The 25,302-nt window shown below is 49.4% G+C and carries 28 protein-coding genes and 1 other annotated feature; of the genes, 10 read left to right on the forward strand and 18 right to left on the reverse strand.

The genetic code is table 11. The features are described 5' to 3' along the window. The first annotated feature begins 23 nt into the window (after positions 1–23). The 4 genes from chuS to OGW44_RS03640 are packed head-to-tail and all read left to right on the forward strand — an operon-like array spanning position 24 to position 3,637. The gene (gene chuS / locus OGW44_RS03625; RefSeq protein WP_016152880.1) at positions 24–1,055 is read left to right on the forward strand and encodes a hematinate-forming heme oxygenase ChuS; all 1,032 of its coding nucleotides are present in this window, start codon (positions 24–26) and stop codon (positions 1,053–1,055) included. Further along, complete coding sequence (locus OGW44_RS03630; RefSeq protein WP_049268798.1) at positions 1,052–1,873, forward strand: heme/hemin ABC transporter substrate-binding protein; 822 nt, start codon at positions 1,052–1,054, stop codon at positions 1,871–1,873. The genes chuS and OGW44_RS03630 overlap by 4 nt, the downstream gene beginning before the upstream one ends. After that, positions 1,873–2,865 (forward strand): FecCD family ABC transporter permease, encoded by a 993-nt coding sequence (locus OGW44_RS03635; protein ID WP_185654569.1) that lies wholly within the window; start codon positions 1,873–1,875, stop codon positions 2,863–2,865. The genes OGW44_RS03630 and OGW44_RS03635 overlap by 1 nt, the downstream gene beginning before the upstream one ends. After that, the gene (locus OGW44_RS03640; RefSeq protein WP_049268799.1) at positions 2,858–3,637 is read left to right on the forward strand and encodes a heme ABC transporter ATP-binding protein; all 780 of its coding nucleotides are present in this window, start codon (positions 2,858–2,860) and stop codon (positions 3,635–3,637) included. Before OGW44_RS03635 ends, OGW44_RS03640 begins: the two co-directional genes overlap by 8 nt. On the opposite strand, the gene selO is transcribed toward OGW44_RS03640, so the two are convergent. The 6 genes from selO to btuC form a co-directional block, all read right to left on the reverse strand. Further along, complete coding sequence (gene selO, locus OGW44_RS03645) at positions 3,634–5,076, reverse strand: protein adenylyltransferase SelO (protein WP_185654568.1); 1,443 nt, start codon at positions 5,074–5,076, stop codon at positions 3,634–3,636. The genes OGW44_RS03640 and selO overlap by 4 nt on opposite strands. 61 nt (positions 5,077–5,137) lie before the next feature. Continuing rightward, positions 5,138–5,851 carry an EAL domain-containing protein gene (locus OGW44_RS03650; protein ID WP_185654567.1) on the reverse strand — a complete coding sequence of 238 codons (714 nt, stop codon included), beginning with the start codon at positions 5,849–5,851 and terminating at the stop codon, positions 5,138–5,140. Between the two features lie 319 nt (positions 5,852–6,170). Continuing rightward, on the reverse strand, positions 6,171–6,635 hold the full coding sequence (locus tag OGW44_RS03655; RefSeq protein ID WP_003832591.1) for an NlpC/P60 family protein: 465 nt from the start codon (positions 6,633–6,635) through the stop codon (positions 6,171–6,173). Between the two features lie 77 nt (positions 6,636–6,712). Then, complete coding sequence (gene btuD / locus OGW44_RS03660) at positions 6,713–7,462, reverse strand: vitamin B12 ABC transporter ATP-binding protein BtuD (RefSeq protein WP_016152874.1); 750 nt, start codon at positions 7,460–7,462, stop codon at positions 6,713–6,715. After that, complete coding sequence (locus tag OGW44_RS03665) at positions 7,462–8,013, reverse strand: glutathione peroxidase (protein ID WP_016156341.1); 552 nt, start codon at positions 8,011–8,013, stop codon at positions 7,462–7,464. The genes btuD and OGW44_RS03665 overlap by 1 nt, the downstream gene beginning before the upstream one ends. Positions 8,014–8,073: 60 nt before the next feature. After that, on the reverse strand, positions 8,074–9,054 hold the full coding sequence (gene btuC / locus OGW44_RS03670; RefSeq protein WP_032931198.1) for a vitamin B12 ABC transporter permease BtuC: 981 nt from the start codon (positions 9,052–9,054) through the stop codon (positions 8,074–8,076). Between the two features lie 304 nt (positions 9,055–9,358). On the opposite strand from btuC, the gene OGW44_RS03675 reads away from it, so the two are divergent. The 5 genes from OGW44_RS03675 (at position 9,359) to OGW44_RS03695 (ending at position 13,796) form a co-directional block, all read left to right on the forward strand. After that, positions 9,359–9,517, forward strand: a complete 159-nt coding sequence (locus OGW44_RS03675; RefSeq protein ID WP_016152871.1) for a DUF1427 family protein — start codon at positions 9,359–9,361, stop codon at positions 9,515–9,517. Positions 9,518–9,602: 85 nt separating this feature from the next. Continuing rightward, a complete protein-coding gene (locus OGW44_RS03680; RefSeq protein WP_149380951.1) occupies positions 9,603–10,817 on the forward strand; it encodes a PfkB family carbohydrate kinase in 1,215 nt (404 codons plus the stop codon). A gap of 31 nt (positions 10,818–10,848) precedes the next feature. After that, entirely contained in the window at positions 10,849–11,583 is a 735-nt protein-coding gene (locus OGW44_RS03685; protein ID WP_016152869.1) for an outer membrane protein OmpK, read from the forward strand. A gap of 17 nt (positions 11,584–11,600) precedes the next feature. Beyond that, positions 11,601–12,563 (forward strand): nucleoside hydrolase, encoded by a 963-nt coding sequence (locus tag OGW44_RS03690; protein WP_080858713.1) that lies wholly within the window; start codon positions 11,601–11,603, stop codon positions 12,561–12,563. A gap of 3 nt (positions 12,564–12,566) precedes the next feature. Further along, on the forward strand, positions 12,567–13,796 hold the full coding sequence (locus tag OGW44_RS03695) for a NupC/NupG family nucleoside CNT transporter (RefSeq protein ID WP_185654566.1): 1,230 nt from the start codon (positions 12,567–12,569) through the stop codon (positions 13,794–13,796). Between the two features lie 40 nt (positions 13,797–13,836). Here OGW44_RS03695 and ihfA read toward each other — a convergent pair whose 3' ends face one another. The 8 genes from ihfA to thrS form a co-directional block, all read right to left on the reverse strand. Beyond that, positions 13,837–14,136, reverse strand: a complete 300-nt coding sequence (ihfA, locus tag OGW44_RS03700; protein ID WP_003030571.1) for an integration host factor subunit alpha — start codon at positions 14,134–14,136, stop codon at positions 13,837–13,839. Between the two features lie 4 nt (positions 14,137–14,140). Further along, on the reverse strand, positions 14,141–16,528 hold the full coding sequence (gene pheT / locus OGW44_RS03705; RefSeq protein WP_047417855.1) for a phenylalanine--tRNA ligase subunit beta: 2,388 nt from the start codon (positions 16,526–16,528) through the stop codon (positions 14,141–14,143). A gap of 15 nt (positions 16,529–16,543) precedes the next feature. Next, the gene (pheS, locus tag OGW44_RS03710) at positions 16,544–17,527 is read right to left on the reverse strand and encodes a phenylalanine--tRNA ligase subunit alpha (RefSeq protein WP_016152865.1); all 984 of its coding nucleotides are present in this window, start codon (positions 17,525–17,527) and stop codon (positions 16,544–16,546) included. A gap of 159 nt (positions 17,528–17,686) precedes the next feature. After that, positions 17,687–17,811: a sequence feature (Phe leader region), on the reverse strand. Beyond that, on the reverse strand, positions 17,762–17,806 hold the full coding sequence (pheM, locus tag OGW44_RS03715; RefSeq protein ID WP_001386830.1) for a pheST operon leader peptide PheM: 45 nt from the start codon (positions 17,804–17,806) through the stop codon (positions 17,762–17,764). (Overlaps the previous feature by 45 nt.) 120 nt (positions 17,812–17,931) lie before the next feature. Continuing rightward, entirely contained in the window at positions 17,932–18,288 is a 357-nt protein-coding gene (gene rplT / locus OGW44_RS03720) for a 50S ribosomal protein L20 (protein WP_003030578.1), read from the reverse strand. A gap of 55 nt (positions 18,289–18,343) precedes the next feature. Beyond that, complete coding sequence (rpmI, locus tag OGW44_RS03725; RefSeq protein ID WP_003030583.1) at positions 18,344–18,541, reverse strand: 50S ribosomal protein L35; 198 nt, start codon at positions 18,539–18,541, stop codon at positions 18,344–18,346. Positions 18,542–18,637: 96 nt separating this feature from the next. Beyond that, positions 18,638–19,180, reverse strand: a complete 543-nt coding sequence (gene infC / locus OGW44_RS03730) for a translation initiation factor IF-3 (RefSeq protein WP_048997935.1) — start codon at positions 19,178–19,180, stop codon at positions 18,638–18,640. A gap of 3 nt (positions 19,181–19,183) precedes the next feature. Then, positions 19,184–21,112: a threonine--tRNA ligase gene (thrS, locus tag OGW44_RS03735; protein ID WP_016152864.1), complete on the reverse strand. Its 1,929-nt coding sequence runs from the start codon at positions 21,110–21,112 to the stop codon at positions 19,184–19,186. A 433-nt stretch (positions 21,113–21,545) separates the two neighbouring features. Between thrS and OGW44_RS03740 the strand changes: the two genes are divergently transcribed. Further along, positions 21,546–22,562, forward strand: a complete 1,017-nt coding sequence (locus OGW44_RS03740) for an acyltransferase (RefSeq protein WP_185654565.1) — start codon at positions 21,546–21,548, stop codon at positions 22,560–22,562. Positions 22,563–22,625: 63 nt separating this feature from the next. Here the strand turns inward: OGW44_RS03740 and OGW44_RS25625 are convergent, their stop codons facing one another. From OGW44_RS25625 to OGW44_RS03755, 4 genes are all read right to left on the reverse strand, one after another. Continuing rightward, positions 22,626–22,796, reverse strand: a complete 171-nt coding sequence (locus tag OGW44_RS25625; RefSeq protein WP_353622528.1) for a transposase — start codon at positions 22,794–22,796, stop codon at positions 22,626–22,628. Further along, positions 22,777–23,163 (reverse strand): hypothetical protein, encoded by a 387-nt coding sequence (locus OGW44_RS03745; protein WP_185654563.1) that lies wholly within the window; start codon positions 23,161–23,163, stop codon positions 22,777–22,779. Before OGW44_RS03745 ends, OGW44_RS25625 begins: the two co-directional genes overlap by 20 nt. Beyond that, complete coding sequence (locus tag OGW44_RS03750; RefSeq protein WP_185654562.1) at positions 23,163–24,215, reverse strand: hypothetical protein; 1,053 nt, start codon at positions 24,213–24,215, stop codon at positions 23,163–23,165. The genes OGW44_RS03745 and OGW44_RS03750 overlap by 1 nt, the downstream gene beginning before the upstream one ends. A gap of 382 nt (positions 24,216–24,597) precedes the next feature. Further along, complete coding sequence (locus tag OGW44_RS03755; protein ID WP_185654561.1) at positions 24,598–25,302, reverse strand: hypothetical protein; 705 nt, start codon at positions 25,300–25,302, stop codon at positions 24,598–24,600.

The raw sequence follows: 25,302 nt of genomic DNA on the forward strand, positions 1-25,302 counted from the left end.
CAGCAATCTGGAAGGAAGAGACAATGAATCATTACACACGCTGGCTGGAACTGAAGAAAGAAAATCCTGGCAAATACGCACGTGATATTGCGGGATTGATGAATATTAGCGAAGCCGAACTGACCTTCGCGCGCGTAGGTCATGACGCCTGGCGCTTACGGGGCGAAGTGCGTGAAATCCTCGGCGCACTGGAAGCCGTCGGCGAAACCAAATGTATATGCCGCAACGAATATGCGGTGCATGAGCAGGTTGGTGCGTTTACCAATCAGCACCTGAACGGTCATGCCGGACTGGTACTCAATCCGCGCGCCCTCGACCTGCGCCTGTTCCTCAATCAGTGGGCAAGCGTGTTCCATATCAGCGAAACAACCGCCCACGGCGAACGTCAGAGCATTCAGTTCTTTGACCATCAGGGGGATGCGCTGCTGAAGGTCTATGCCACACAGAATACCCTCATTGAGGAATGGGCTGCGTTGCTGACCCGTTTCATCTTCGCTGAAAACCCGCCTCTGGCGCTGCAACCCGCCCCCCCTTCTGCTCCAGCCACCGTCACGGTCGATGCGCAGACCGTTGATCAAGAGTGGCGAGCCATGACCGATGTACACCAGTTCTTCGGTCTGCTGAAACGCCACGATCTCACCCGCCAACAGGCGTTTAACCTGGTGGGCGACGATCTGGCCTGTAAAGTCGCAAATAGCGCTCTGGCGCAGTTACTCGACACCGCGCGCCAGGATGGCAATGAAATTATGGTCTTTGTGGGTAATCGTGGCTGCGTACAGATTTTTACCGGTGTGATAGAAAAACTGGTGCCGATGAAAGGCTGGCTGAATATATTCAACCCGACATTTACCTTACACCTGCTGGAAGAGAGCGTGGCAGAAACATGGGTAACGCGCAAACCGACCGCCGATGGCCACGTCACCAGTCTGGAACTGTTTGCTGCCGACGGCACGCAAATCGCCCAGTTGTATGGTCAACGAACGGAAGGTGAACCGGAGCAGACGCAATGGCGCGCGCAAATTGACGCACTGACGCCGAAAGGGCTGGCCGCATGAAAAAACTGCTGGTCCTGATTGCGCTACTGCCCATCGTCGCGATGGCTGCGTCCAGGGAACGGGTTGTTGCTCTCGGTGGCGATGTCACCGAGATTGTATACGCACTGGGAGCACAGTCTTCCCTTGTGGCGCGAGACAGCACCAGCCAGTGGCCTGAAGCAGCAAACGCCCTACCTGATGTCGGTTATTTGCGCCAACTCAACGCTGAAGGGATCCTTGCCACCCGCCCTACGCTGGTCCTTGCCAGCGCGCAGGCGCAGCCCTCTCTGGCGCTAAAACAGCTCGAACAGAGCAACGTCAGGGTTGTGACGATCCCGGCAAGCAACGCGCTTAATGTGATTGATGAAAAAATTCGCGTCATCGCCGAAGCCACCCATAGGGAGGCCGATGGCGAAACGCTGCGCACCCGCTTCCGTCAGGAACTGGCGGCGCTGCCGTCATCTGAACTCAACAAACGCGTGCTGTTTATTCTCAATCATGGCGGGATGACCGCGATGGCAGCGGGCCAGCAAACCGCAGCCGATGCGGCTATTCGTGCCGCCGGTTTGCGCAACGCAATGCAGGGTGTTAACCGCTATCAGCCGCTGTCGCAGGAAGGCGTCATTGCCAGCCAGCCCGATCTGGTGGTGATTTCACAGGACGGCGTTAAGGCGATGGGGGGCGAAGATAACCTGTGGGCGCTGCCGGGCCTGGCGCAGACGCCTGCCGGACGGAATAAACAGGTATTGCAGGTTGACGATATGGCGCTACTCGGCTTTAGCGTACGCACCCCGCAGGCCATTTTGCAGCTTCGCGCTAAAGCTGAGCAATTGCCCTGATGTCGCGACGTATCCGTTGTTCTTTATGGACACTCGCACTCATGTTGGTCGTGATGACTATTATGGCTACCGGTTTTGGCGCGTTGCGCCTGCCGGTAAGTCTGCTGTGGCGTGATGGCGATGAGGCACTGCGTCAAATCTGGCTCACCATTCGCTTGCCCCGCGTCCTGCTGGCGCTGGTGATTGGCGGTTCTCTGGCGCTCGCGGGCTGCGTGATGCAGGGCCTGTTTCGCAACCCGCTTGCCGATCCGGGATTACTGGGGATAAGCAGCGGAGCCGCCTGCGCCGTCGCCCTGTGGGTAGTGCTGCCGGTCTCTTTGCCCGCGCTGCTAATGCTGTACGCCCCCATGCTGGCCGCTTTTCTCGGTGCGCTGGCAGCTACGGTGGTTATTTTTATCCTTAGCCAACAGCACGACGCTTCACTCTCACGTCTGCTGTTGGTCGGTATTGCCATCAACGCGCTGTGCGGGGCGGCGGTTGGCGTTCTGTCGTGGGTCAGTAATGACGCGCAACTGCGCCAGCTGTCGCTATGGGGGATGGGCAGTCTGGGGGCCGCGCAATGGTCCACGCTGCTGGCTGTCACTTCATTGACTGTCCCGACGGTGCTGATCATCTGGCGTCTGGCACCGGCGCTGAACCTGCTGCAGTTAGGTGAGGAAGAGGCGCATTACCTCGGCGTAGATGTGCGTACCGTTCAGCGTGTTTTGCTACTTTGTAGCGCATTGCTGGTTGCCGCAGCCGTGGCGGTAAGCGGCGTAATTGGCTTTATCGGGCTGGTTATCCCGCATCTGATGCGCATGTGGCTCGGCTCAGACCATCGGGCCGTTATCCCAGGTTCCGTGCTGGCGGGCGCATTTTTATTGCTGATAGCCGACACGCTGGCCCGTACGGCGGTTGCGCCTGCGGAAATGCCGGTCGGTTTGCTAACCAGTCTTCTCGGCGCACCGTGGTTTTTATGTCTTATTTTTCGTCAGCGAGGACCGCATGGCTGAACATTTCATCGCTGAAGGGCTTCACTATCGCGTCGCGGGCAGAGCGGTGATTGACGACGTCACTCTTGCTCTCGAAAAAGGTGAACTGGTGGCGCTCATCGGCCCAAACGGTGCGGGGAAATCCACCCTGTTGCGCCTGCTGACCGGTTTTCTGAAACCGGATACAGGGCGCTGCGTGCTGGCGGGTAAACCGCTGGATGAATGGCATAGCCAAACACTGTCGCGGCATCGGGCGGTGATGCGCCAGCAAACGCAACTGGGATTTGACTGGCCGGTAGAGGCCGTCATCGCGATGGGGCGTGCGCCCTGGACCCAGCGGTCGGAACCTCGACTTATCGCTCAGGTGATGGAAATGACCGGATGTACACCGCTGGCGGGCCGGCAATACGCCGCGCTTTCCGGCGGCGAACAACAGCGAGTACAGTTAGCCCGTGCACTGGCGCAACTTTGGTGCGACGGCGCGCCTCGCGGCTGGTTATTCCTTGATGAGCCGACCTCTGCGCTGGATCTTTACCACCAGCAGCATCTGTTGCGCTTGCTGAAGACGCTTACCGCTTCACAAGAGCTGCATGTGTGCATTGTGCTTCACGATCTGAATCTCGCCGCACTGTGGGCAGACAGAATAGTGTTGCTGCACAACGGCAGACTGGTGTCGCAGGGAACGCCTGAGGCCGTGTTACAGGCCGATGACCTGAAGCGCTGGTATGGCGCGCAGGTACACGTTGGCCAGCATCCGGCCAACGGATCCCCGCAGGTGTTTCTGGCCCCTTAGCTTGAACAGCTCACTTCCAGCCGTTTACCCCAGTCAGGTGGACGGCTGACATAGTCATCATCACGATCGACAAATGGGGTACGCAACGCTTCGTGTAACCGATGCAGCTCGGCGTAATCCCCCTGCTCTGCCTGATTAATCGCCCGTTGCGCCAACCAGTTACGTAATACCATCGTCGGATTAGCCGCCTTCATCTGCGTTTGTCTGACTGCGTCGGCAATGTTGTCTTGCTGCAGGCGTGAGCGATACCGTGTGAACCAGTCATCAAATGCTGCGCGGTCGATAAACTCATCGCGCAGCGGGGATTGCGCGCTGTGTTGTTCCGTCTGACTGAGCATGCGAAACGTTCGGGTATAGTCGCTTCTTTCCCGCGCCATCAGGTTAAACAGTTCACTAAGCAGTTCGTTATCGTTTTTTTGCTCGCTAAAGAAGCCAAGCTTTTGTCGCATCCGCTGACCGTAGCGTGTTAACAGCGCCAGTTGATAACTGTCCAGCGCATCATTAAGCGCCTCGACCGGGATAAATGGCGACAGAGTTTGCGCCAGACGTTGCAGGTTCCAAAGCGCCGCGGCCGGTTGATTATCGAAACTGTATCGCCCCTGGTTGTCTGAGTGGTTGCAGATAAAATCGGGCACGTAGTCATCAAGGAAACCGAATGGGCCGTAATCCATCGTCAGTCCCAGAATCGACATGTTGTCGGTGTTCATGACACCATGCGCAAATCCTACCGCCTGCCAGTCCGCGATTAACGTCGCAGTACGCGTGACAACATCGTTAAACCACAGCTGATACTTATCGGCTTCTTCCTGCCATTGCGGCCAATAATAGCGAATCGCAAAGTTAGCCAACTGGCGCACTTTTTCCGGCTCACGGCGATAGTAAAAATGCTCAAAATGGCCAAAGCGCATATGGCTTTGCGCCACGCGAATGAGCATCGCCCCTGATTCTACCGTTTCGCGATACACCGGCGTGTCGCTGGTAACAATCGACAATGCCCGCGTGGTCGGTATTCCCAGGTAATGCATCGCTTCGCTGGCCAGGCTTTCGCGAATTGTCGAGCGCAGTACGGCGCGACCATCCCCCATACGGGAATAAGGCGTAAGTCCGGCGCCTTTCAGGTGCCAGTCACACGTTGAGCCGTCAGCGAGCTGTTGTTCTCCCAACAGGATCCCGCGTCCATCGCCAAGCTGGCCCGCCCAGACGCCAAATTGATGTCCGCTATAAACTTGCGCTAAAGGCGACATCCCGGGAAGCAACGATTCACCGCCCCAAACACCGGCTCCGGTCGGAATATCAAATAGCGTCTCTGGAATAGCTAATTGCTCCGCCAGCGCATCGTTATGCCAGATCAGGCGCGCGTTTTTCAGGGGAGTGGGTGAAAGTGCTGTATAGGTTGCTGGTAATTCATCACGCCAGCGGGTGGTAAAAGACAGGGTCATAGGGCCTCCTGTCTCTAGTGTAGACTGTTAAAAGCCTGTTAAACACCAGCAAATATAAGGGTTATATCTTCGCGAGCGAAATTATCTGCGCGGGGGGCACAGCAGGCCACAGCGCGCCCTGCATGGCGCTGAATCCCAGAGGCAGTACGCGCGCTAACATCTCGGGTGTATCAATACCGCTAATGATAATTGACTCACTGCTGGGAAATAGCTGTGCCAGGATAGCCCGCATAAAGGGCTCAAACGAAATATGTGTAATCCTTTGTTGAACAAAGTTTTTATCGAGCACGACGCGTTTGAACAGCCCATCAAAAATTGCCCGATTTGATATGCCACCAGCACCATAGTTTGTCAGTACTAATGGAAATCGCGCCGCCAGTGCTGCCAGCGTTGGATTCGCTTTTCCATTATTTAACTCTGGATAGTTTTCATTAATAGCCAGTTCCAGAAATGACAATCGTTCAACTTGTGAAGCAAATTTAGCATCTGATAATAAAGTATTAGCAATTGCCGGCGTTAAATTAATCCAGGCAGAAACCTTTCGTTGAATAAAAAAATGTTGGCACGTTTCGATTAATTCAAGCTTTTCGGTAAATAAGCGACATTGCTCTTCGTCCGACATCCGAGGTAGGACCAGCTCGGTGGGTATACGCACATCCCTCTGCGCACTGGCAAAACTGGTAATGATATCTACGTATTCAAGATCGCCTTTTTCGTTTCTCGCAGGGAGAAAAGAGAACTCTGAATGGTAAAGAGTATCCATTGAAACAATCATCGTGCCAGCCCCTCTGCATAGGTGTTATCCGGCATCCTGTAGCAAAGGATGGAGAAATACGTTATTGCTGATGCAAGTAGAGGCCCTTTCATTTTTCCCTTTATAGCCAGTAAATCGAATCCCTTTTTTTTAGCTTATCCTGATTATAAGCGAATATCCAGCTTTGCACTTTTTAATATCTCGGAATAAATCATATTTTTAGCAAGATACGCTCTTAATGTTCAGGGGTATTGTCCGGCTGGCGGCAGAAATAAGAAGTTACTAACAAATGGAAATGTCGAGGCTGCTCAGCCGTAGGCAGCCTCGTGACTGATGAGGATTAAATACGTCGCGCCTGCCAAAAGTTTTTGCGCCAGTAAACGTTGTCCAGTGACGAGCGCATCACACCACGGCTGGTTGAGGCATGAATAAATTGATTATTGGTATCGTAAATTCCGACATGCAGACCGCTTTCCCCAGACCCGGTTTTAAAGAACACCAGATCGCCGGGCAGCAAATCATCTTTATCAATTTCGGTACCAATCTTTGATTGCGTGCGGGTATCACGCGGGAGTTGCAGATCGAATTTATCGCGCATTGTCATCAATACAAATCCAGAACAATCCACTCCGCTACGGCTCATGCCGCCATAACGATAGGGTGTGCCATGCCAGGTTTGTAGCTGGTCATTAAGCCCGGCGATAACGGCGATAGAATCCGACAAGCGGGCATTTGGCGCAGGAGCACGATGGCTGCTGCAGCCCGCCAAAAACAATGCTGTGATGAAAAGAAGCCAAAAGCGCATTCAGGACGAATCCTCTGAATTATATTTTTATGTCAATTTAGCGTGGAAATTATATGATTTTCAAGAACCCATTTAACTTAAGTGGTTGATATGAGCATTCTGTGGCCTTCAATATCCAAACGACGGAAGTTCACGCCATAAGCCGCAGACAGATTGGCCGGCGTTAGTACCGTATCACGAGCACCACTGGCAAGCAGCTTCCCGCGTTTGAGGAGCCAGGCCTTGTGCGCATGACGTAAGGTGTGATTAAGGTCATGGCTGCTCATTACAATCGCGATGCCCTGTAAACACAGTTGACCCAGCATCCGGTCCAGTGCATTTTGTTGCGCCACGTCCAGGCTGTTCATCGGCTCATCCAGCAGCAAAAGCTGGCCGAATGGATTCGCTTGTGGGCAAATCTGCAGGATAACCGCAGCCAGGCGCACGCGCTGCCACTCACCGCCGGAGAGCTGATTCACGCTGCGTCCCAGCTTATCCCCAAGCCCAAGCGCATCGGCGACTTCCTGTAACAGATCGGTGCGTGCTTTATCGGGTTGATGCAGCGTCAGAAAATGCCAGACCGGCATCGCAAACGGCGGGTTTTGCTGTTGCGCAAGATAAGCACGATATTGCGCCAGCTTTGCTGCCGGCCATTCATCCAATGACACATCACCAAAGGTGATGCTGCCCTTGCCAGTCGTCAGCCCCGCCATTCGCGCCAACAGCGTGCTCTTTCCTGCGCCGTTAGGCCCCACTAAATGCAGGATCTCCCCTGCTTTTATCTCACCAGAAAGCGGGCCAAGTCGGGTCGATTCTGCTACGTCCTGTAGCTGCATCAATCGAGACATTAGTTTGCCAGCGCCGTCTTGATGGATTGCACCAGAACAGGATCCTCAGGCGTCATATCGGGTGAAAATCGTTGCAGTACCTGACCATCCCGACCCACTAAAAACTTCTCGAAATTCCACAGAATATCGTCCGGGTAGAGCGGCGCCCGACCTTTACTCGCCATACGCTCATAGAATCCACTATCCGCAGGCGCAACGGCGGTTGGCGCGGCATCAATCAGTTTCTGATACAGCGGATGGCGTCCCTCGCCGTTGACCTCAATTTTGCTGAACATCGGGAAGGTAACGCCCCAGGTGGTACTGCAGTACGTTTTTATTTCCTCTTCACTGCCCGGCTCCTGGCCCAGAAACTGGTTGCAGGGGAACCCAAGAACGGTAAAGCCCTGCTGATGCCAGGCTTTCTGCAGATTCTCCAGTTGCTCATATTGCGGCGTTAGACCACATTTTGAAGCAACGTTGACGATTAACAGCACATTTCCGGCATACGGCTGCAGTGAGGTCACCTCGCCGTCGATGGTCGTCACGTCTGTATCGAGGATAGTGTTTTGCATAGTATCTCCAGAACAACAGGTGGATTTTCAGTTTTTAATCATAGACCGAATCAACGCGTTCTAGCGCGCGGCTTTTAACAATAGCCAGATAAATACCGGTGCGCCCATGGTGGCCGTCACCACGCCAATTGGCAGCTCAGCCGAGGCCAGCACCAGACGCGCGACAACATCAGCCAACAGTAATACGATAGCGCCAGCCAATGCGCAGCCCGGCAGTAACACGCGATGATCGGTTAAGCCGCACAGCCGCAGAATATGTGGGATCACAAGCCCAATAAAGCCAATCGCTCCTGCCAGAGCCACGCTTACGCCAACCATCCAGCCCGTGGCGACCACCAGCAGGTTGCGCCAGAACCATAATGGCAATCCCAACTGACGTGCAGAAGTCTCCCCCAGCGCCAGCATATTCATCGGCTGCGACTGACAGCAGATCCACACCAGCACCGGAATCAACGCCACCATGAGCCAGGCCTGATGCCAGTCAACGCCGCCAAAGCCCCCCATCATCCAGTACATTAGCTGTCGCAAATCAAAAGAAGTGGAGAAGTAGATGGCCCATGTCATCAGCGCGCTACAGATAATGCCCAGCGCCACCCCCGCCAACAGCAGACGGCTGGTAGACAAATGACGGCGGGCAAAACGGAGCAGAATAAGCGTGATAATCAGCGCCCCTGCGATGGCGCATAAACCCAACGCCCAGCCAGGGAGCTGCCCCTGCCCCAGCAGCACCGCCGCGATGAGCCCGACTCCCGCGCCATTCGACACGCCCAGTAATCCAGGCTCTGCGAGCGGGTTTTCAAAGAGAGCTTGCATCACTGCGCCAGATAAGGCCAACGCAGCGCCTACCAGCAAAACGGCGAGGGTACGGGGAAATCGGATTTGCCAGACGAACAGATCGCCGCGGGCGCTGAACCAGTCGCCGGGGGCGATCCACTGTTCTCCTGCGCATAAGCTAATCACGAGCATGACCAATAGCAACAGCGATAAAGTGCCTAACCAGTATCGGTCTCGCCGACGTTGTAATTGTGCAAAAGGTTGCATGTTTATACTTTTTTTATGGGTTATCTCATTAATTTTACGATGAAAGCAAAAAACATGGAAGGAAGCTCTACCGCAAATGAGGCAATGGCCCAAAACAGCATGAACCTTAGTCTTTTGCATAATGCAATGCTGGCAGCAATACCAGGTAGTAGCTGTCATTATTAATATCGTTCCTGAGATTAAATAAATAACCACAACCGGACAAGATGTCCGGTTGCAGAAGTTTTGTGTGATTGTCTTCTCATCAATACGTAAATATATTGTGTAGTCTTCATATCATCATAACACCCTCAGGAATTATCTTATGGATATAATTCTTTCGCTTATTGCCGGTGCAATTATTGGTTTCATATTTACATTAATAAAACTCCCCATTCCAGCCCCTGCTGCCTGGCCTGGTGTATTTGGTATCATCGGTGTACTTAGTGGTAATCAGATCTTTAATTATTTATTCAACAAATAAATTCATTCACCAAAGAAATTAACGTATAGACAAAATAAACTTATTACATGGACCTCTCATCACATTCATGAAAAGTGAGGATTAGATGCCCTGTCGTTACAAAAAACAGCGTCTTCGCTATATTTTAACACTACTCAAAAAACAAGGAAGTGTAAAAATATCATCTCTTGTTAAGGTACTTGATGTTACGGAAAGAACACTCCGCCGCGACATCAATGACCTCGTAAAAACAGGACATGTCCGCTCATGCTATGGAGGTGCTGTATATAATCACGACAATGCATTCCCATTATATGAGAATAACTCTCTTTATTTGCACCAAAACATCATCATTAACCAATCAAAGATCGAACGAGAAATATCAATGAACGAAAACAATGGGAAAGTTTACATTCTGGGTTCATTTAATACTGACTTAGTATATCGGCTTCACCGTTTTCCTATTTCAGGGGAAACTACGCGCGCGCTTTTTTCCTGTTGTTTACCCGGAGGGAAAGGCAGTAACCAGGCGATAGCATCCGCACAAGCCAATGCTCGCACTTATTTTACAGTCAAATTAGGTGAAGATGAGTTTTCAACCAAAGCCCAGCATTTTTTAAATGGCGTAGGATTAGAAAAGCTAACCATCTTTACCAAAAGTGATGCACCAACCGGCAGTGCCGTAGTGATGATATCCGAAGAGGCTGGCGATAATGTAATCGTTATTAATCCAGGGGCTAATCAGGAAATAACGAGTGAAGAAATTATATCCTGTTATGACGAGATAGGCACCGCCAATGTTTTTTTGACGCAGATGGAAAACAATCCTGACGCTACAGCTCAAGCTATTAAGTTCGCACATGCCGCAGGGGTGATGACAATCCTGAATCCAGCGCCATGGCGCAAGGAGGTGACAGACCTTCTCCGCTGGACACACATCCTGACCCCAAACCTCACAGAAGCAGAGGCGATTATTGGCAAGGCTATTCGTACGCCAGACGATATTCGTCAGGCCGCCGAAATCATGCACCAAATGGGACCACAATATATTCTAATTACGTTAGGCAAAGATGGGTGCTGGTTATTTGATGGATCTACACACCAACAGTTCCCGGCATATCCCGCCGTTAATATTGATACATCCGGCGCCGGTGATGCATTTAATGGTGCACTCGCTGCACGACTTGCCTGTGGAGAAAATATTGCCAACGCAATTCATTACGCCTGTGTATTTGCAGCACTGGCCGTAGAGCGTGAAGGCGCAGCCAATATGCCATCCCATGAACTCGTATTAAAACGATTAGCTTGTACTAAATACTGATATTAATCCACCACCAAAATAGGGATATAAAATGAAAAAAATCGCCTTCGGGGCTTTATTATCGTGCGTAGCTTTTTCCTCATTAGCTGAACAACAATACGGTTGGGGGAATATACATTTTGACTATCAATCCTGGGATGCCGGTGTTAAAGACCTCGAATATGAACAAGCCTTAATTGGTATTGAGGGAGGTATTGGTTTTGATTGGGGTGAAATGTACGGTTTTTATGATTTTGAAAATATTCTAGATGACGAGGGAAATCAGGGGCAGACTGCGAATGGTGAAATCCATACCTACCTCTGGAAAACAGGTGCCAGCTTATTTACAAAAGTCTATAATTCGCAAAGCCCCAATTTTAAAGAGACGAATCAATTTATTGGGCTTGGCTATACCGACCTGAAAGGCGATGGATGGTGGTTTAAACCCTGGATTGCTCGTCAGTACATTACCGCGCACAGTAATTTTGGCCCAGCTTATGATATTAATGGACTCAATGGTTTCTCAATCGGATGGAACGCTGGCTATGCTTTCAATCTTCTCAACCAGGACTTCTTACTGTCCAATTGGAATGAAATAGAACTTGACCGTAATGATGACTATACCGCTAACAATCATGGTAGCAATGGTTTAAACGGCGGCCTGAATATTACCTGGAAAATCATGCCTCATATATCCACCACATTAATGTATCGATACTTCTATAACAAACTTGGTGCGGATGGATATGGCGATATTCTCATTTATCGACTGGCCTACGACTTCTAACTTAAGGAACATTAACGATGTTAAGTATCCACTGGCCTGAATTAACTTCAGCGCAGCGTATTGCCTTAATTACGCCACCTAAGTATGGCAAAGTGCCTATCGTTATTGACAGCGATACCTACAATGAAATTGACGATCAGATGGCCATTGCCTGGGCATTCTTACACCCGGAGCGGCTCGATCTGCAAGCTGTATACGCCGCTCCGTTTACCAACCACTATTTTGGTAAAGAGGGCTCGCACACATATGTTGACGATCCCGCAGTAGGCATGCAACTGAGCGTCGATGAGATCTATCGCGTATTTAACAAACTCCCCCGCCGCGAAAACATACCGCAAATATTCCAGGGTTCAACACGCTATCTGAAAGATAGCAACCAGCCGGAGATGTCAGCAGCAGTACAGGATTTGATTAACCGGGCAAGAACGGCTGAGCAAACATTACATGTACTCGCAATCGCCGCGCCGACCAATATCGCTAACGCACTGCTCCTCGCGCCGGACATCGTCACAAAGATTCATGTCATCTGGCTTGGGGGTAACAGTTATGCCTGGAAAGATAATCATGAATTCAACCTGATGCAGGACATTGCGGCGAGTCGGGTACTTTTTGATAGCGGCGTAGCGCTCACCCAAATCCCCTGCTTTGGCGTGGCTAACACTATGGCCTCATCGGTCCCAGAGATGCAGCACTATTTTGCAGAGACCAGCCGCATTGGTAGCTACTTTGCTGAAATTGCCCCGCGATGCCCCTGGATTGGTTTTGCATCCCGCAAAGTCATTTGGGATATCACTACGGTTGGCTATGTCCTGAATCCTGACTGGTTCACCTGTGAATACCGTACATCCCCTTTGATCAATGACAATCTGAGCTGGAGTTTTGATAACCGCCGTCACGTCATTCAGGTCGCAAAATTTATTGAGCGGGATGCTCTCTTTAAAGATCTTTTCCGTAGCATCATTGATGCCGATGAGGGATAAACCATGCAGATACTCATCGTCATACTTGGCATTGTTGTCCTGTTACTCGTTGCCTGGCTATGTTCAGAAAATCGCAAAGCTATCCGGTTTCGCACCGTTGGCGGTGCCTTTGCAATCCAGGCTCTTTTTGCTGCATTTATCCTGTATGTCCCCTTAGGGGAAAAAATCTTACTCGCCATATCAAACAGTCTGTCAGGCATGCTGAACTATTCGTCGGAAGGGATTAACTTTCTCTTCGGTAATCTCGGACAGTTCAAAATGGGGTTTGTATTTGCCGTGCATGTTCTGCCGATTATCATTTTTATGTCAGCATTGTTCTCCGTGCTGTACTACCTGGGCATCATGCAGTGGATTATCCGTCTCATCGGTACGGGTATCCATAAACTGCTACGCACCAGCCCGGCAGAATCCATGGCTGCAACGGCCAATATTTTTGCGGGCAATACTGACGTCTTCGTCCTGATGAAGCCTTATGCGCCACGCATGACGCGCTCAGAACTGTTTGCACTCATGACAGGTGGTGTGGCCTCTATCGCAGGCTCAGTGCTGGTTGGCTATGCCAGTATGGGGATCGAAATTCGCTATCTGGTAGCCGCCTCTTTTATGTCAGCACCAGGCGGTCTGTTAATGGCGAAAATGCTGTTTCCAGAAACGGAACCCGAAAACACTGCCGACGTGACAGGCGATATGCTTGGTCAAGATGAAAAGCCTATCAACATCGTTGAAGCGGCTACAAATGGCGCGACTATCGGGCTGAAGCTCGCCGCTAACGTGGGGGCAATGCTTCTGGCACTGATTGCATTAATTGCTATGGTGAACGGCTTGTTGGGCTGGTTTTGTAGCTTTTTCGGCTATGGTAACGTCACGCTACAATTTATCTTTAGTTACCTCTTTGCTCCGGTTGCCTGGCTGTTGGGCATTCCCGCTAACGAAGTCTTGCAAATTGGCAGCCTGTTAGGTCAAAAATTGGTGTTGAATGAGTTCGTCGCGTATACCAGCTTTATTCCAATGAAAGACCAACTGTCGGAATATTCGCAGATAATAACGATCATGGCGCTGGCTGGGTTTGCCAATTTGTCCTCTCCTGCCGCATTGATTGGCGTACTGGGGGGGATTGTGCCGGGGAAAAAAAGTTTCATTGCTAAAATGGGGCTTAAAGTGATCCTGGCGGGCACGTTGTCTAACCTGCTGAGCGCAGCACTGACCGGGCTGTTTTTCCTTCTGGCCCACTAAGAAAAAAGGCCGCATTCGCGGCCTTTTTAGTTAGTTCAGATTACTCTTCTTTCGGCGTTGCGTTTTCAACCCGGCTTTTTAACTTCTGTCCGGGTCTGAAGGTCACCACGCGCCGTGCTGTAATGGGAATATCTTCGCCCGTTTTCGGATTACGGCCCGGACGTTGATTCTTATCACGCAGATCGAAGTTACCAAAACCAGAGAGTTTTACCTGCTCACCATTTTCCAGAGCACGACGGATCTCTTCGAAAAACAGCTCGACCAGTTCTTTGGCATCCCGCTTGCTAAGCCCAAGCTTATCAAACAGATATTCTGACATTTCAGCTTTTGTAAGCGCCATAGGTTCAATCCCTCAATGATGCCTGGAATCGCTCTTTTAATGCCTCTACACATTTGGCGACGGTAGCGGCAATCTCCTCTTCTTCAAGTGTACGGCTGGTATCCTGAAGGATCAGGCTGATAGCGAGGCTCTTATAACCCTCCGCAACACCCTTACCGCGGTACACGTCAAACAAGTTTACGCCAACTACCTGATTTACGCCAACTTTCTTACATTCGGATAAAATATCCGCAGCGGGAACGTTTTCTGCCACAACGACCGCGATGTCGCGACGGTTCGCCGGGAAGCGAGAAACTTCACGCGCCTGAGGCACCACGCGGTCTGCGAGCTTGTTCCACTCCAGTTCAAACACCAGAGTGCGACCGTTCAGATCCAGTTTACGTTCCAGTTCAGGATGAACAACCCCAATGAAACCAATGCGTTCACCTTTCAGATAAATCGCCGCAGACTGCCCCGGATGCAGTGCTGGATTCGCTTCAGCTTTGAATTGAATATCCGCCAGCTTGCCGGTCAGGTCGAGAACCGCTTCCAGATCGCCTTTCAGATCATAGAAATCAACAGTCTCTTTTGCCAGATTCCAGTGTTCATCATGACGGTTACCGCAGATCGCGCCCGCCAGCATCAGATCCTGACGGATTCCGAGGTTGGCCTGCGTGTCCGGTACGAAACGTAAACCCGTTTCGAAAATACGCACGCGGTTTTGCTGACGATTCTGGTTGTACACTACCGTAGACAGCAAGCCGGTCCACAGGGATAAACGCATTGCCGACATATCAATCGAGATTGGGCTTGGCAGCAACAGCGCTTCTTCACCCGGGTGTAGCAGCGCCTGGACTTTCGGGTCGACAAAGCTGTAGGTAATAACTTCCTGGTAGCCTTTGTCATTCAGCATGGTTTTTACGCGTTTCAGCGACAAATCCGCTTCACGATGCGTACCCATGATAAGACCCGCCTGAATTGGCGTATTCGGGATATTGTCATAACCGTATACACGGGCGACTTCTTCGACCAGGTCTTCTTCGATCTCCATATCGAAACGCCAGCTCGGCGCTACCGCTTTCCACTCATCTTGCCCTTCCGTGACATCACAACCCAGACGGCGCAGAATATCGCTCACCTGCTCATCCGCAATATGGTGTCCGATCAAACGATCCAGTTTGCTACGGCGCAGCGTAATGGTTGCGCGTTTTGGCAGCGAGGCTTCGTTCGTCACGTCAATGATTGGACCCGCTTCGCCGCCGCAGATATCGATCAGCAGGCGCGTAGCACGTTCCATGGCTATATGTTGCAGCGCCGGATCGACACCACGCTCATAGCGGTGAGAGGCATCGGTGTGCAGACCGTGACGACGTGCGCGACCGGTAATAGACAGCGGGCTGAAGAACGCGCATTCCAGCAGGACGTTTTGCGTTTCATCATTCACACCGGAGTGCTCGCCACCAAAGATGCCGCCCATTGCCAGCGCTTTGTTATGGTCCGCAATCACCAGCGTATCCGCATTCAGCTTCGCTTCGCTGCCGTCCAGCAATACCAGGGTTTCACCTTCTTTTGCCATGCGGACAACAATCCCGCCTTCAATGCGGTCTTTGTCGAATGCGTGCATCGGCTGGCCCAATTCGAGCAGCACATAGTTAGTCACGTCAACCACGGCATCGATCGAGCGGATGCCGCAACGACGCAGTTTTTCTTTCATCCACAGCGGGGTTGGCGCTTTAACGTTAATGCCTTTCACCACGCGGCCCAGATAGCGTGGGCAGGCTTCCACCGCGTCGACCTGAATCGGCAGGACGTCGTTAATGGTTGCGGCTACTGGCGCTATTTCCGGCTCAACCAGAGGGGCTTTGTTCAGTACAGCAACGTCACGTGCTACACCGATAATGCCTAAGCAGTCGGCGCGGTTCGGAGTGACGCTGATTTCGATAGTATTATCGTCAAGTTTCAGGTATTCACGGATATCGGTACCAATTGGTGCATCGACAGGCAGTTCGATAATACCGTTGTGATCGTCAGAAATACCCAGCTCGGAGAACGAGCACAGCATGCCTTCAGACGGTTCACCGCGCAGTTTCGCGGCTTTGATTTTGAAATCGCCCGGCAGAACGGCACCAACGGTTGCTACAGCCACCTTCAGCCCTTGACGGCAGTTTGGCGCACCGCAGACGATATCCAGCAGGCGGTCGCCGCCGACATTCACCTTGGTGACGCGCAGTTTGTCAGCGTTAGGATGCTGAGCGCACTCAACCACTTCACCCACTACAACGCCGTTGAACGCGCCAGAAACAGGATCCACACCGTCAACTTCCAGACCCGCCATCGTGATTTGGTTTGACAACGCATCGCTATCAATCGCCGGGTTTACCCATTCGCGTAACCACAGTTCACTGAATTTCATTGTTTTATCCTGCCTTTATTTAAACTGTTTGAGGAAACGCAGATCGTTTTCGAAGAAAGAACGCAAATCGGTTACGCCGTAACGCAGCATGGTCAGACGCTCCATACCCATACCGAATGCAAAGCCAGAGTAGATTTCCGGATCGATACCGACGTTACGCAGCACGTTCGGGTGAACCATTCCGCAACCCAATACTTCCAGCCATTTGCCATTTTTACCCATCACATCGACTTCCGCAGAAGGTTCGGTGAACGGGAAGTAGGAAGGACGGAAACGAACCTGCAGGTCTTCTTCAAAGAAGTTGCGCAGGAAATCATGCAGCGTGCCTTTCAGGTTGGTGAAGTTGATGTTGGTATCAACAATCAGCCCTTCCATCTGATGGAACATTGGGGTGTGCGTCTGATCGTAGTCGTTACGATATACGCGGCCCGGAGCGATAATACGGATCGGCGGCTGTTTTTCTTTCATAGTGCGGATCTGCACGCCGGAAGTCTGCGTACGCAGCAGACGCGTCGCATCAAACCAGAAAGTGTCGTGGTCAGCGCGCGCCGGGTGATGGCCAGGAATATTCAGCGCATCGAAGTTATGATAGTCATCTTCGATTTCCGGACCGGTTGCCACGGTAAAGCCCAGCTCACCAAAGAAACTTTCAATGCGATCGATAGTCCGCGTTACCGGATGCAAACCGCCGTTTTCGATACGACGCCCAGGCAAGGAGATATCGATCGTTTCTTCAGCCAGACGAGCATTCAGCGCGGCATTTTCTAATTCGGCTTTACGCGCGTTCAGCGCTTGCTGAACCTGCTCTTTGGCTTCGTTTATCACCGCACCTGCTGCCGGGCGCTCTTCTGCCGGCAGTTCACGCAGGGTAGTCATCTGAAGGGTCAGGTGCCCTTTCTTGCCCAAATATTCGACGCGGACATTGTCTAACGCGGCAACATCTGAAGCCTGGTTAATGGCGGCCGTTGCACTGGCAACCAGCTCTGCGAGATGTGACATGGTTTTCCTCGTTATGTTGCGATATTCACTAGTCGCTCGTATATACACAAAATCATTCTGGCTGAGTCAAGACAGCAGTAGAGCGCTAATCCTCAGACAAATATGTGACTGGGGTAAGCGACTGCAGCCAACGCAGAGGCAGCCTGAAGGATAACGTGTATAAAAAAAGCCTCCACCAGGGAGGCTTTTAGGCGCTGTTTTCCGTTTCTTCTTTCACGCGCAAGCCTCCTGAGTTCAGGTGCTAAAGTAAAAGAAGAAGCGGAAAATAGCAGCATTCATGCTTGCGTTACCTTGTGTGGTAAAAACCGGACAACCTTTATTGAAAAGGCTTACGGATAAATTGTCAACCAATTGATTGCACTACAAATAAAAGAGAGGGAGCCAGGCTCCCTCTTTTCACCGGCTTATGCCAGAGCTGCTTTCGCTTTTTCGACCAGAGCGGTGAACGCTACTTTGTCGAATACTGCGATGTCAGCCAGGATCTTACGGTCGATTTCAACAGAGGCTTTTTTCAGGCCGTTGATGAATTTGCTGTAAGAAATACCGTTCTGACGTGCTGCTGCGTTGATACGCGCAATCCACAGTTGACGGAACTGACGCTTTTTCTGACGACGGTCACGATAAGCGTACTGACCAGCTTTGATAACAGCCTGGAAGGCAACGCGGTATACGCGAGAACGCGCACCGTAGTAGCCTTTAGCTTGTTTCAAAATTTTCTTGTGACGTGCACGGGCAACTACACCACGTTTTACGCGAGCCATATGTGCTCTCCTGTATCTATATTCTTAGTAAAAAAATTAATTAAACGTTAACGGCTTATGCGTACGGCAGGCACGCGATAACCAGACCCAGATCGCCTTTAGAAACGAGGCCTTTTGGACGCAGGTGACGTTTACGCTTAGTAGATTTTTTGGTCAGAATATGACGCAGGTTTGCGTGCTTACGCTTAAATCCACCACCACCGGTTTTTTTGAAGCGCTTAGCAGCACCGCGTACGGTCTTAATTTTTGGCATTTTAATAACTTCCACTTCGCATTGTTAATAAACGAAACGTAGGCGAACAACGGCTGTGGAACCCGCAGGCTCCACAGACATTGCTACTTGAAGGCCTTACTGTTTCTTCTTAGGAGCGAGCACCATGATCATCTGGCGGCCTTCGATCTTCGTAGGGAAGGATTCGACTACTGCCAGTTCACTCAGATCGTCACGGACGCGGTTGAGCACTTCCATACCGATCTGTTGGTGGGCCATCTCACGACCGCGAAAACGCAGCGTGATCTTAGCCTTATCGCCATCTTCCAGAAAGCGTACCAGGCTGCGGAGTTTTACCTGGTAATCGCCATCGTCGGTGCCAGGACGGAATTTAATTTCCTTAACCTGGATAACTTTTTGCTTTTTCTTCTGTTCCTTAGAAGACTTACTCTTTTCATAAAGGAACTTGCCGTAGTCCATAATACGACAAACTGGCGGTTCGGCGTTAGGGCTGATTTCAACTAAATCTACTCCAGCTTCTTCAGCTTTTTCGATCGCTTCTCTCAGACTCACAATACCCAAAGCTTCGCCTTCCAGACCTGTTAAGCGAACTTCCAGGGCGCGAATCTCGCCATTGATACGATTCGGACGTGCCGTTTGAACTCGTTTTCCGCCTTTAATACCTTATTCCTCCAGTTGTTGAAGACTGCGGCTGCGAATCTCTTGTTGCAGCTTCTCAATCACTTCATTTACGTCCAGGCTGCCCAAGTCTTTGCCACGACGGGTGCGCACGGCAACTTTGCCTGCTTCTACCTCTTTGTCGCCACAGACCAACATGTAAGGGACACGACGTAAAGTGTGCTCGCGGATTTTAAAGCCAATCTTCTCATTTCTCAAGTCTGCTTTTACACGAATACCCGCATTTTGTAGTTTCTGCGTTAATTCGTTGACGTATTCAGACTGTGAATCGGTGATGTTCATGACGACAACCTGAACTGGCGCAAGCCAGGTCGGGAAGAAGCCAGCGAACTCTTCGGTCAGGATACCGATGAAACGTTCCATCGACCCAAGAATTGCGCGGTGAATCATAACCGGCACCTGACGCTCGTTGTTTTCGCCAACATAAGAGGCGCTTAAACGGGACGGCAGAGAGAAGTCCAGCTGTACAGTACCGCACTGCCATGCACGATCGAGGCAGTCATACAGGGTAAATTCAATTTTCGGACCGTAGAATGCGCCCTCACCCAGTTGGTACTCAAACGGGATGTTGTTTTCTTCCAGCGCAACGGCCAGGTCAGCTTCAGCACGGTCCCACATTTCATCGCTACCGATACGTTTTTCGGGGCGAGTGGACAGTTTGACGACGATTTTCTCGAAGCCAAAGGTGCTATACATATCGTAGACCATACGAATGCAAGCGTTAACTTCATCACGGATCTGCTCTTCTGTACAGAAGATATGTGCATCATCCTGAGTGAAGCCACGAACACGCATCAGGCCATGCAGCGCGCCTGACGGCTCATTGCGGTGGCAGCTACCAAACTCGGCCATACGCAACGGCAGATCACGATAGGATTTCAGACCCTGATTGAAGATCTGCACGTGGCCCGGGCAGTTCATGGGCTTAATGCAGTATTCACGGTTCTCAGAGGAGGTCGTGAACATCGCATCTTTGTAGTTATCCCAGTGACCTGTTTTTTCCCACAGCACGCGGTCCATCATGAACGGACCTTTAACTTCCTGATACTGGTATTCTTTCAGTTTTGAGCGAACAAAGACTTCCAGTTCACGGAAGATTGTCCAGCCATCATTGTGCCAGAACACCATACCCGGCGCTTCTTCCTGCATATGATACAGGTCAAGCTGCTTACCGATTTTACGGTGGTCGCGTTTGGCCGCTTCTTCCAGACGTTGCAGGTAGGCACTCAGGGCTTTTTTATCGGCCCACGCAGTACCATAAATACGCTGCAGCATCTTGTTATTGCTGTCGCCACGCCAGTATGCCCCAGCGGTCTTCATCAGTTTGAAGTGATGACAGAAACGCATGTTCGGCACGTGCGGGCCACGGCACATATCGACATATTCTTCATGATGGTACAAGCCAGGCTTGTCATCATGGGCAATGTTTTCATCAAGAATGGAGACTTTATAGGTCTCGCCACGCTTCACGAAGGTTTCACGCGCTTCGTACCAGCTGACTTTCTTCTTAATGACATCGTAGTTTTTCTCAGCGAGCTCGTGCATCCGCTTCTCGAGCGCGTCGACATCTTCCTGGGTTAGCGTACGGTCAAGATCGATATCGTAGTAAAAACCGTTATCAACAACCGGTCCGATCGCCATTTTGGTGTGCGGCCAGAGTTGTTTGATCGCGTGCCCTAACAGGTGCGCACAGGAGTGACGAATGATCTCCAGACCTTCTTCATCCTTCGCGGTGATGATGGAGAGCTTCGCATCATGCTCAATCAGATCGGAAGCATCTACCAGCTCACCGTCAACACGGCCAGCAATAGTGGCTTTCGCCAGACCTGGACCGATGTCCAGCGCAACATCCATGGGGCTTACAGCGTGGTCGTAATGGCGTTGGCTGCCATCAGGAAGAGTAATAACAGGCATGTTATATCCTTATTTGCAGTGGTGACCCACACGTAAGATCACATACAAAGAGAAAATGTATTTGTTTACAGTAAGTTGTGTAACCATCTAACCAACAATCGCTAAATTGGTACACAATCTGGTACACAAATGAAAAACTGACATCCGCAGTCCCTCACCCGGTAAAGTGATGGTAACACTAAAAAAGTGGTGATTGCACCACTCTGTTTCACATTGATTCAAAATGTCTTGCAACAATGGACGCGATCGACTAAGTAAGAGCAGCACAAAGCCTTGCAAGCCGATGCAAAGCTTTGTGTGTCCCGATTTGGTCTCACATTGCCTCTTCACTTATATGCTCATCATTACTGGATGATCTGCACATGTGGCATGTACACTATCACGCATCTGTTTGATTCGGATGTGGATTATAGAAATGCCCAGAGATCAAGGTATGGAAAAGAAGACGATTTTAAATATAGAAATTCTGCGGGTTATGGCTATTATTGCCGTTGTTTTGATTCATATGACAATACCATACTTCTATGATTTAAAATTAATGAATGAGAACTATACTGCGTGGGTTTTTAATAACCTTTACAATGCCATATCAAGGTTTTGTGTCCCTATATTTTTTATTATCTCTGCTTACTTGTCATTTAACGGGAATTCATCAAGCAAGATGAGCACTAGAATGATGAGGTTAGTCATACCGTATATAGTGTGGTCTGCTGTCTACTATATATATAATGGCGGAAATGATTTTATTGATTTCATAAAAAAGATAACAACCAGCAACACATCATTCCATCTATGGTTCCTGCCTCCATTTATAGGATATACACTACTACTTCCAGCCATTAAAAAGATTGTTAATGATGAAGATCCAAATAAAAATTATATAATTATTCTTATTATGACGTCCTCCATTATTATGCCGTCTGTAATATACGCTTTAAATACATTCTATGGTGATTATTCATTTCTGACTGGGTTCAATAATTTCGGGTTATCTATTACACCATTGCTTATTTATTCAATTGCATTTCCGCTTCTGAGAAGAAATACATCAGCTTTTAATGGAATTGCTTTATTTGTATTCATGTCTGTGGTCAATCTTGCAGTTAGTCTTCTTGTGTCAAGCAGTACAGGTAAAGCTGATACGTTTTTTTACGGATACACAACGCCATTAGTTTTCATATCATCATTCATTTTGTTTAATGCAATTATGAGCATTGATTTCTCTTTCATCGGTTCCAGAATGCGAAAAGTCATCATGGCTGTAGGTGATTGTTCTTTTGGAATCTACCTTACTCACTGGATTGTGTACCTTGTTTTAAGCAACGCAGAACTTACATTCAAAGGAAGAGCAATAGTTGATCCTTTGCTGAACACCATTATTGTATTGTTAGTTTCATTTTTGCTTGTGTATGTAATTAAAAAGGTTTATGCCTTGAGAAGGTGTGTATAAAGATAGTTATATAAATAGCTCATCTGCGCAACCTATACCAGATGAGCTATTTATTTTACGTGATTATTGCGCTGGCCATTGATAGTTACATGATGAACATTTGAAATAGTACCTGACAACTCCACCTATTGTTTTGCTGATAACCGTTACTGTTCCAGTAGAGCCGCAGCGCGGGCAAATTTCTGGAGGCACAGCCTGTGTAATTTCTGTCATATCATCCACCATATTTTTCATCAAGTTCAGCTATCTGCTGATCGTATCCTGCATTGAGTTCAAGAAGCTTCTGATAGATATCGTTCTTCTTCTGCTGCTCTTGTTCCCCATCAAATAGTCCTGCATTTAGATATGCTGAAGCTAATACTGATTTATCTTTCTCATATTTTTCATTAATTTCAGTGAGCTCTTTCTCGTAAAGTTCAGAATCATCAGGAGGGATAGCTGCATTTGGATCTTCAAATCTACCATTTACATATAGCCAGCCAATACCAACCTCTTGACCATCTACCTTCACGGAATCATATCCGTTGAAAATATCACCATCTCCGTCCCATGAAACAATGTTCACCACTACATCATTACTAATGATTGCGTAACGATCCATTATGCATACTCCCAAATAACCACAATGCCACCACCGCCAGGGCCACCACCGAACCCGCCTGCACCTATTGACTGTGCAGCACCTGAGCCACCAGACCCAAGTGTTCCGGCAATTCCAGACCCTCCGATTGCACCTGCGCCACTTTCACTTCCTGATAATTGAGATGCGCCGCCATTTCCACCAGACGGTATTCCTTGGGTTATGATTGCAGGCGACCCAATCCCGCCTTTTGAGTTATATAAATTTCCGCCTGTTGCAGTACCGCCAATCCCACTTCTTGCGTGACCAGTAAACGAAGTTCCACCAGATACAGCGTTGCTCGTTCCTACTGCACCACCATTAGCGATTATGGTTCCATCAAAAGATGAATTTCCTCCGGATGATGACACGCCCCCCGCTCCAACTACCACGGCCGCGCTTGATGGAACAGTCGTTAAATACGATTCAGCATATCCACCGCCGCCACCACCAGAACCTACCGTAGCTGAGGTTCCTGTACCTGAAGTTGCACTGCCTCCGGCACCTCCTCCACCCTGAACCTGAACAAGTATTGATTTTGTTCCTGGAGTTGAGGTGTAAGTACCTGAAGTTGTGAATGTCTTCACTCCAAGAAGCCTTCCAACATATCCACTGGAATTAGATAGCCCCAGGCTTTGAAGAGATGCAATTACAGCTGAAGATCCTCCAGCGGAAATTTCAGAAAGATTATTAGAAATCTGTAACGACTGGTTAATCTGAGCCAAAATGCTAAGCGTTCCCGCCGTCATCATGTTAGCTGCAATATCATTAGCAGACCATGCGCGTGGAGTTGTCCCCTCTTTTCCACGCTCAATCGTCATTACATCACCAGATCTTGCGGTAACGTGGACAATTTCTGTCAACAGGCCCGTGGCAGCATCAATAATAGTAAGTTTGAAATAACTCCCCCCTGGAGAAGGAATTGGAAATAATGCGCCAGTTCCTGAGTTAACGGTCAAAGACGTAGCTGAAGAGTTGATTCCTGCCGCCAGTACAGTTTGCGCGTTGTTGGCGGCTAAAAGAGTGAGTGCCATTTATCCTCCGGGATTTGGGCAACAAAAAAACCGCTCAATGGCGGCTTTAAGGTGTTAGTATTAATTTAAAAATTAAACGGAGTTGGATATGAACAATCTGTCAGTAGCTGTTACAAAAATACTGTTATCATCGTTTAGTGCAGTAACAATTTTTCTTTCTTCTTTCCTTATAATTTTAATTTTCAACATGTGGCTACAGGAAGGGCTCCCACCATTCGAAAATATAAAGTTCAGCGTTGCCTTGTTCTTCACAATCATGATGCTTCTTGTTATATGTCAATGCCTTAAGTACTTCACAGACATGGCAACAGATCGCAGGAATCACTTGAGAAAAGATAAATTAAGGAATGACAAATACATAAATGATAACGTCAGTATCTGACTAGCCAACAATCGTAACCGTAACTGGTTGGTAAAATGGCATGTGGAGCAGGCCGCTATCAAAGGCCTGCTTGAATAAAGAAGCAAACTCATATTCATTACTCTTTATGAGAATACTTTTTTTCTGGTTTAGTACTCCAGTATTGTATGAAAATGTATTGTACATAGACGTATCAGTTAACTTTCTGTAGCCCTTGATTATCGATATACTCGCGCCTGAACCTGAGAATAGTACTGATATACTCCACCTCTGGTCGTTAACAACATCCACACCATCAATACCAGTGAGAAATCGCATAATGCGTCTCTTCAGCCAGGGTATAGTGAAATAATAACCATCACCCTTATAGAAGTTCCATGTCATAATTCGCTTAAATAAATCATCAGAGACAACAACTTGCTCAGACTGATTTACAACCTTTCTACCATTGAAAGGAAGCTGGTTAAACAGCATTGCGTTAAATGGCCCATAGATGCTCTGCTTTCCGCTTACCAGAACGGGTGGCTTCACACCGTAAATCCCTCTGGCAATCCATTTAAGCTGTTCTCCCGCATTATGCCCACCCACAAAAATAGGAAGATTTGCGTTAGTCATCCATGAATAAATTTCCTGAGCCATGGCGTTATATGCAGAAACGAATGCCTGAATATCATCGTCATCGTTATACTGCGTATACAGGTAAGATTTAATGATATCTTCCAGCAT

The organism is Citrobacter sp. Cb023, from assembly GCF_030336805.1.
In the GTDB taxonomy this organism is placed as follows: Bacteria; Pseudomonadota; Gammaproteobacteria; order Enterobacterales; family Enterobacteriaceae; genus Citrobacter; species Citrobacter braakii.

What these genes read in the sequence shown, in the direction of transcription:
- chuS (WP_016152880.1), top strand. Translation starts at nt 24, where the DNA reads ATGAATCATTACACACGCTGGCTGGAACTGAAGAAAGAAAATCCTGGC.
- OGW44_RS03630 (WP_049268798.1), top strand. Translation starts at nt 1,052, where the DNA reads ATGAAAAAACTGCTGGTCCTGATTGCGCTACTGCCCATCGTCGCGATG.
- OGW44_RS03635 (WP_185654569.1), top strand. Translation starts at nt 1,873, where the DNA reads ATGTCGCGACGTATCCGTTGTTCTTTATGGACACTCGCACTCATGTTG.
- OGW44_RS03640 (WP_049268799.1), top strand. Translation starts at nt 2,858, where the DNA reads ATGGCTGAACATTTCATCGCTGAAGGGCTTCACTATCGCGTCGCGGGC.
- selO (WP_185654568.1), bottom strand. Translation starts at nt 5,076, where the DNA reads ATGACCCTGTCTTTTACCACCCGCTGGCGTGATGAATTACCAGCAACC.
- OGW44_RS03650 (WP_185654567.1), bottom strand. Translation starts at nt 5,851, where the DNA reads ATGATTGTTTCAATGGATACTCTTTACCATTCAGAGTTCTCTTTTCTC.
- OGW44_RS03655 (WP_003832591.1), bottom strand. Translation starts at nt 6,635, where the DNA reads ATGCGCTTTTGGCTTCTTTTCATCACAGCATTGTTTTTGGCGGGCTGC.
- btuD (WP_016152874.1), bottom strand. Translation starts at nt 7,462, where the DNA reads ATGTCTCGATTGATGCAGCTACAGGACGTAGCAGAATCGACCCGACTT.
- OGW44_RS03665 (WP_016156341.1), bottom strand. Translation starts at nt 8,013, where the DNA reads ATGCAAAACACTATCCTCGATACAGACGTGACGACCATCGACGGCGAG.
- btuC (WP_032931198.1), bottom strand. Translation starts at nt 9,054, where the DNA reads ATGCAACCTTTTGCACAATTACAACGTCGGCGAGACCGATACTGGTTA.
- OGW44_RS03675 (WP_016152871.1), top strand. Translation starts at nt 9,359, where the DNA reads ATGGATATAATTCTTTCGCTTATTGCCGGTGCAATTATTGGTTTCATA.
- OGW44_RS03680 (WP_149380951.1), top strand. Translation starts at nt 9,603, where the DNA reads ATGCCCTGTCGTTACAAAAAACAGCGTCTTCGCTATATTTTAACACTA.
- OGW44_RS03685 (WP_016152869.1), top strand. Translation starts at nt 10,849, where the DNA reads ATGAAAAAAATCGCCTTCGGGGCTTTATTATCGTGCGTAGCTTTTTCC.
- OGW44_RS03690 (WP_080858713.1), top strand. Translation starts at nt 11,601, where the DNA reads ATGTTAAGTATCCACTGGCCTGAATTAACTTCAGCGCAGCGTATTGCC.
- OGW44_RS03695 (WP_185654566.1), top strand. Translation starts at nt 12,567, where the DNA reads ATGCAGATACTCATCGTCATACTTGGCATTGTTGTCCTGTTACTCGTT.
- ihfA (WP_003030571.1), bottom strand. Translation starts at nt 14,136, where the DNA reads ATGGCGCTTACAAAAGCTGAAATGTCAGAATATCTGTTTGATAAGCTT.
- pheT (WP_047417855.1), bottom strand. Translation starts at nt 16,528, where the DNA reads ATGAAATTCAGTGAACTGTGGTTACGCGAATGGGTAAACCCGGCGATT.
- pheS (WP_016152865.1), bottom strand. Translation starts at nt 17,527, where the DNA reads ATGTCACATCTCGCAGAGCTGGTTGCCAGTGCAACGGCCGCCATTAAC.
- rplT (WP_003030578.1), bottom strand. Translation starts at nt 18,288, where the DNA reads ATGGCTCGCGTAAAACGTGGTGTAGTTGCCCGTGCACGTCACAAGAAA.
- rpmI (WP_003030583.1), bottom strand. Translation starts at nt 18,541, where the DNA reads ATGCCAAAAATTAAGACCGTACGCGGTGCTGCTAAGCGCTTCAAAAAA.
- thrS (WP_016152864.1), bottom strand. Translation starts at nt 21,112, where the DNA reads ATGCCTGTTATTACTCTTCCTGATGGCAGCCAACGCCATTACGACCAC.
- OGW44_RS03740 (WP_185654565.1), top strand. Translation starts at nt 21,546, where the DNA reads ATGGAAAAGAAGACGATTTTAAATATAGAAATTCTGCGGGTTATGGCT.
- OGW44_RS25625 (WP_353622528.1), bottom strand. Translation starts at nt 22,796, where the DNA reads ATGAAAAATATGGTGGATGATATGACAGAAATTACACAGGCTGTGCCT.
- OGW44_RS03745 (WP_185654563.1), bottom strand. Translation starts at nt 23,163, where the DNA reads ATGGATCGTTACGCAATCATTAGTAATGATGTAGTGGTGAACATTGTT.
- OGW44_RS03750 (WP_185654562.1), bottom strand. Translation starts at nt 24,215, where the DNA reads ATGGCACTCACTCTTTTAGCCGCCAACAACGCGCAAACTGTACTGGCG.
- OGW44_RS03755 (WP_185654561.1), bottom strand. Translation starts at nt 25,302, where the DNA reads ATGCTGGAAGATATCATTAAATCTTACCTGTATACGCAGTATAACGAT.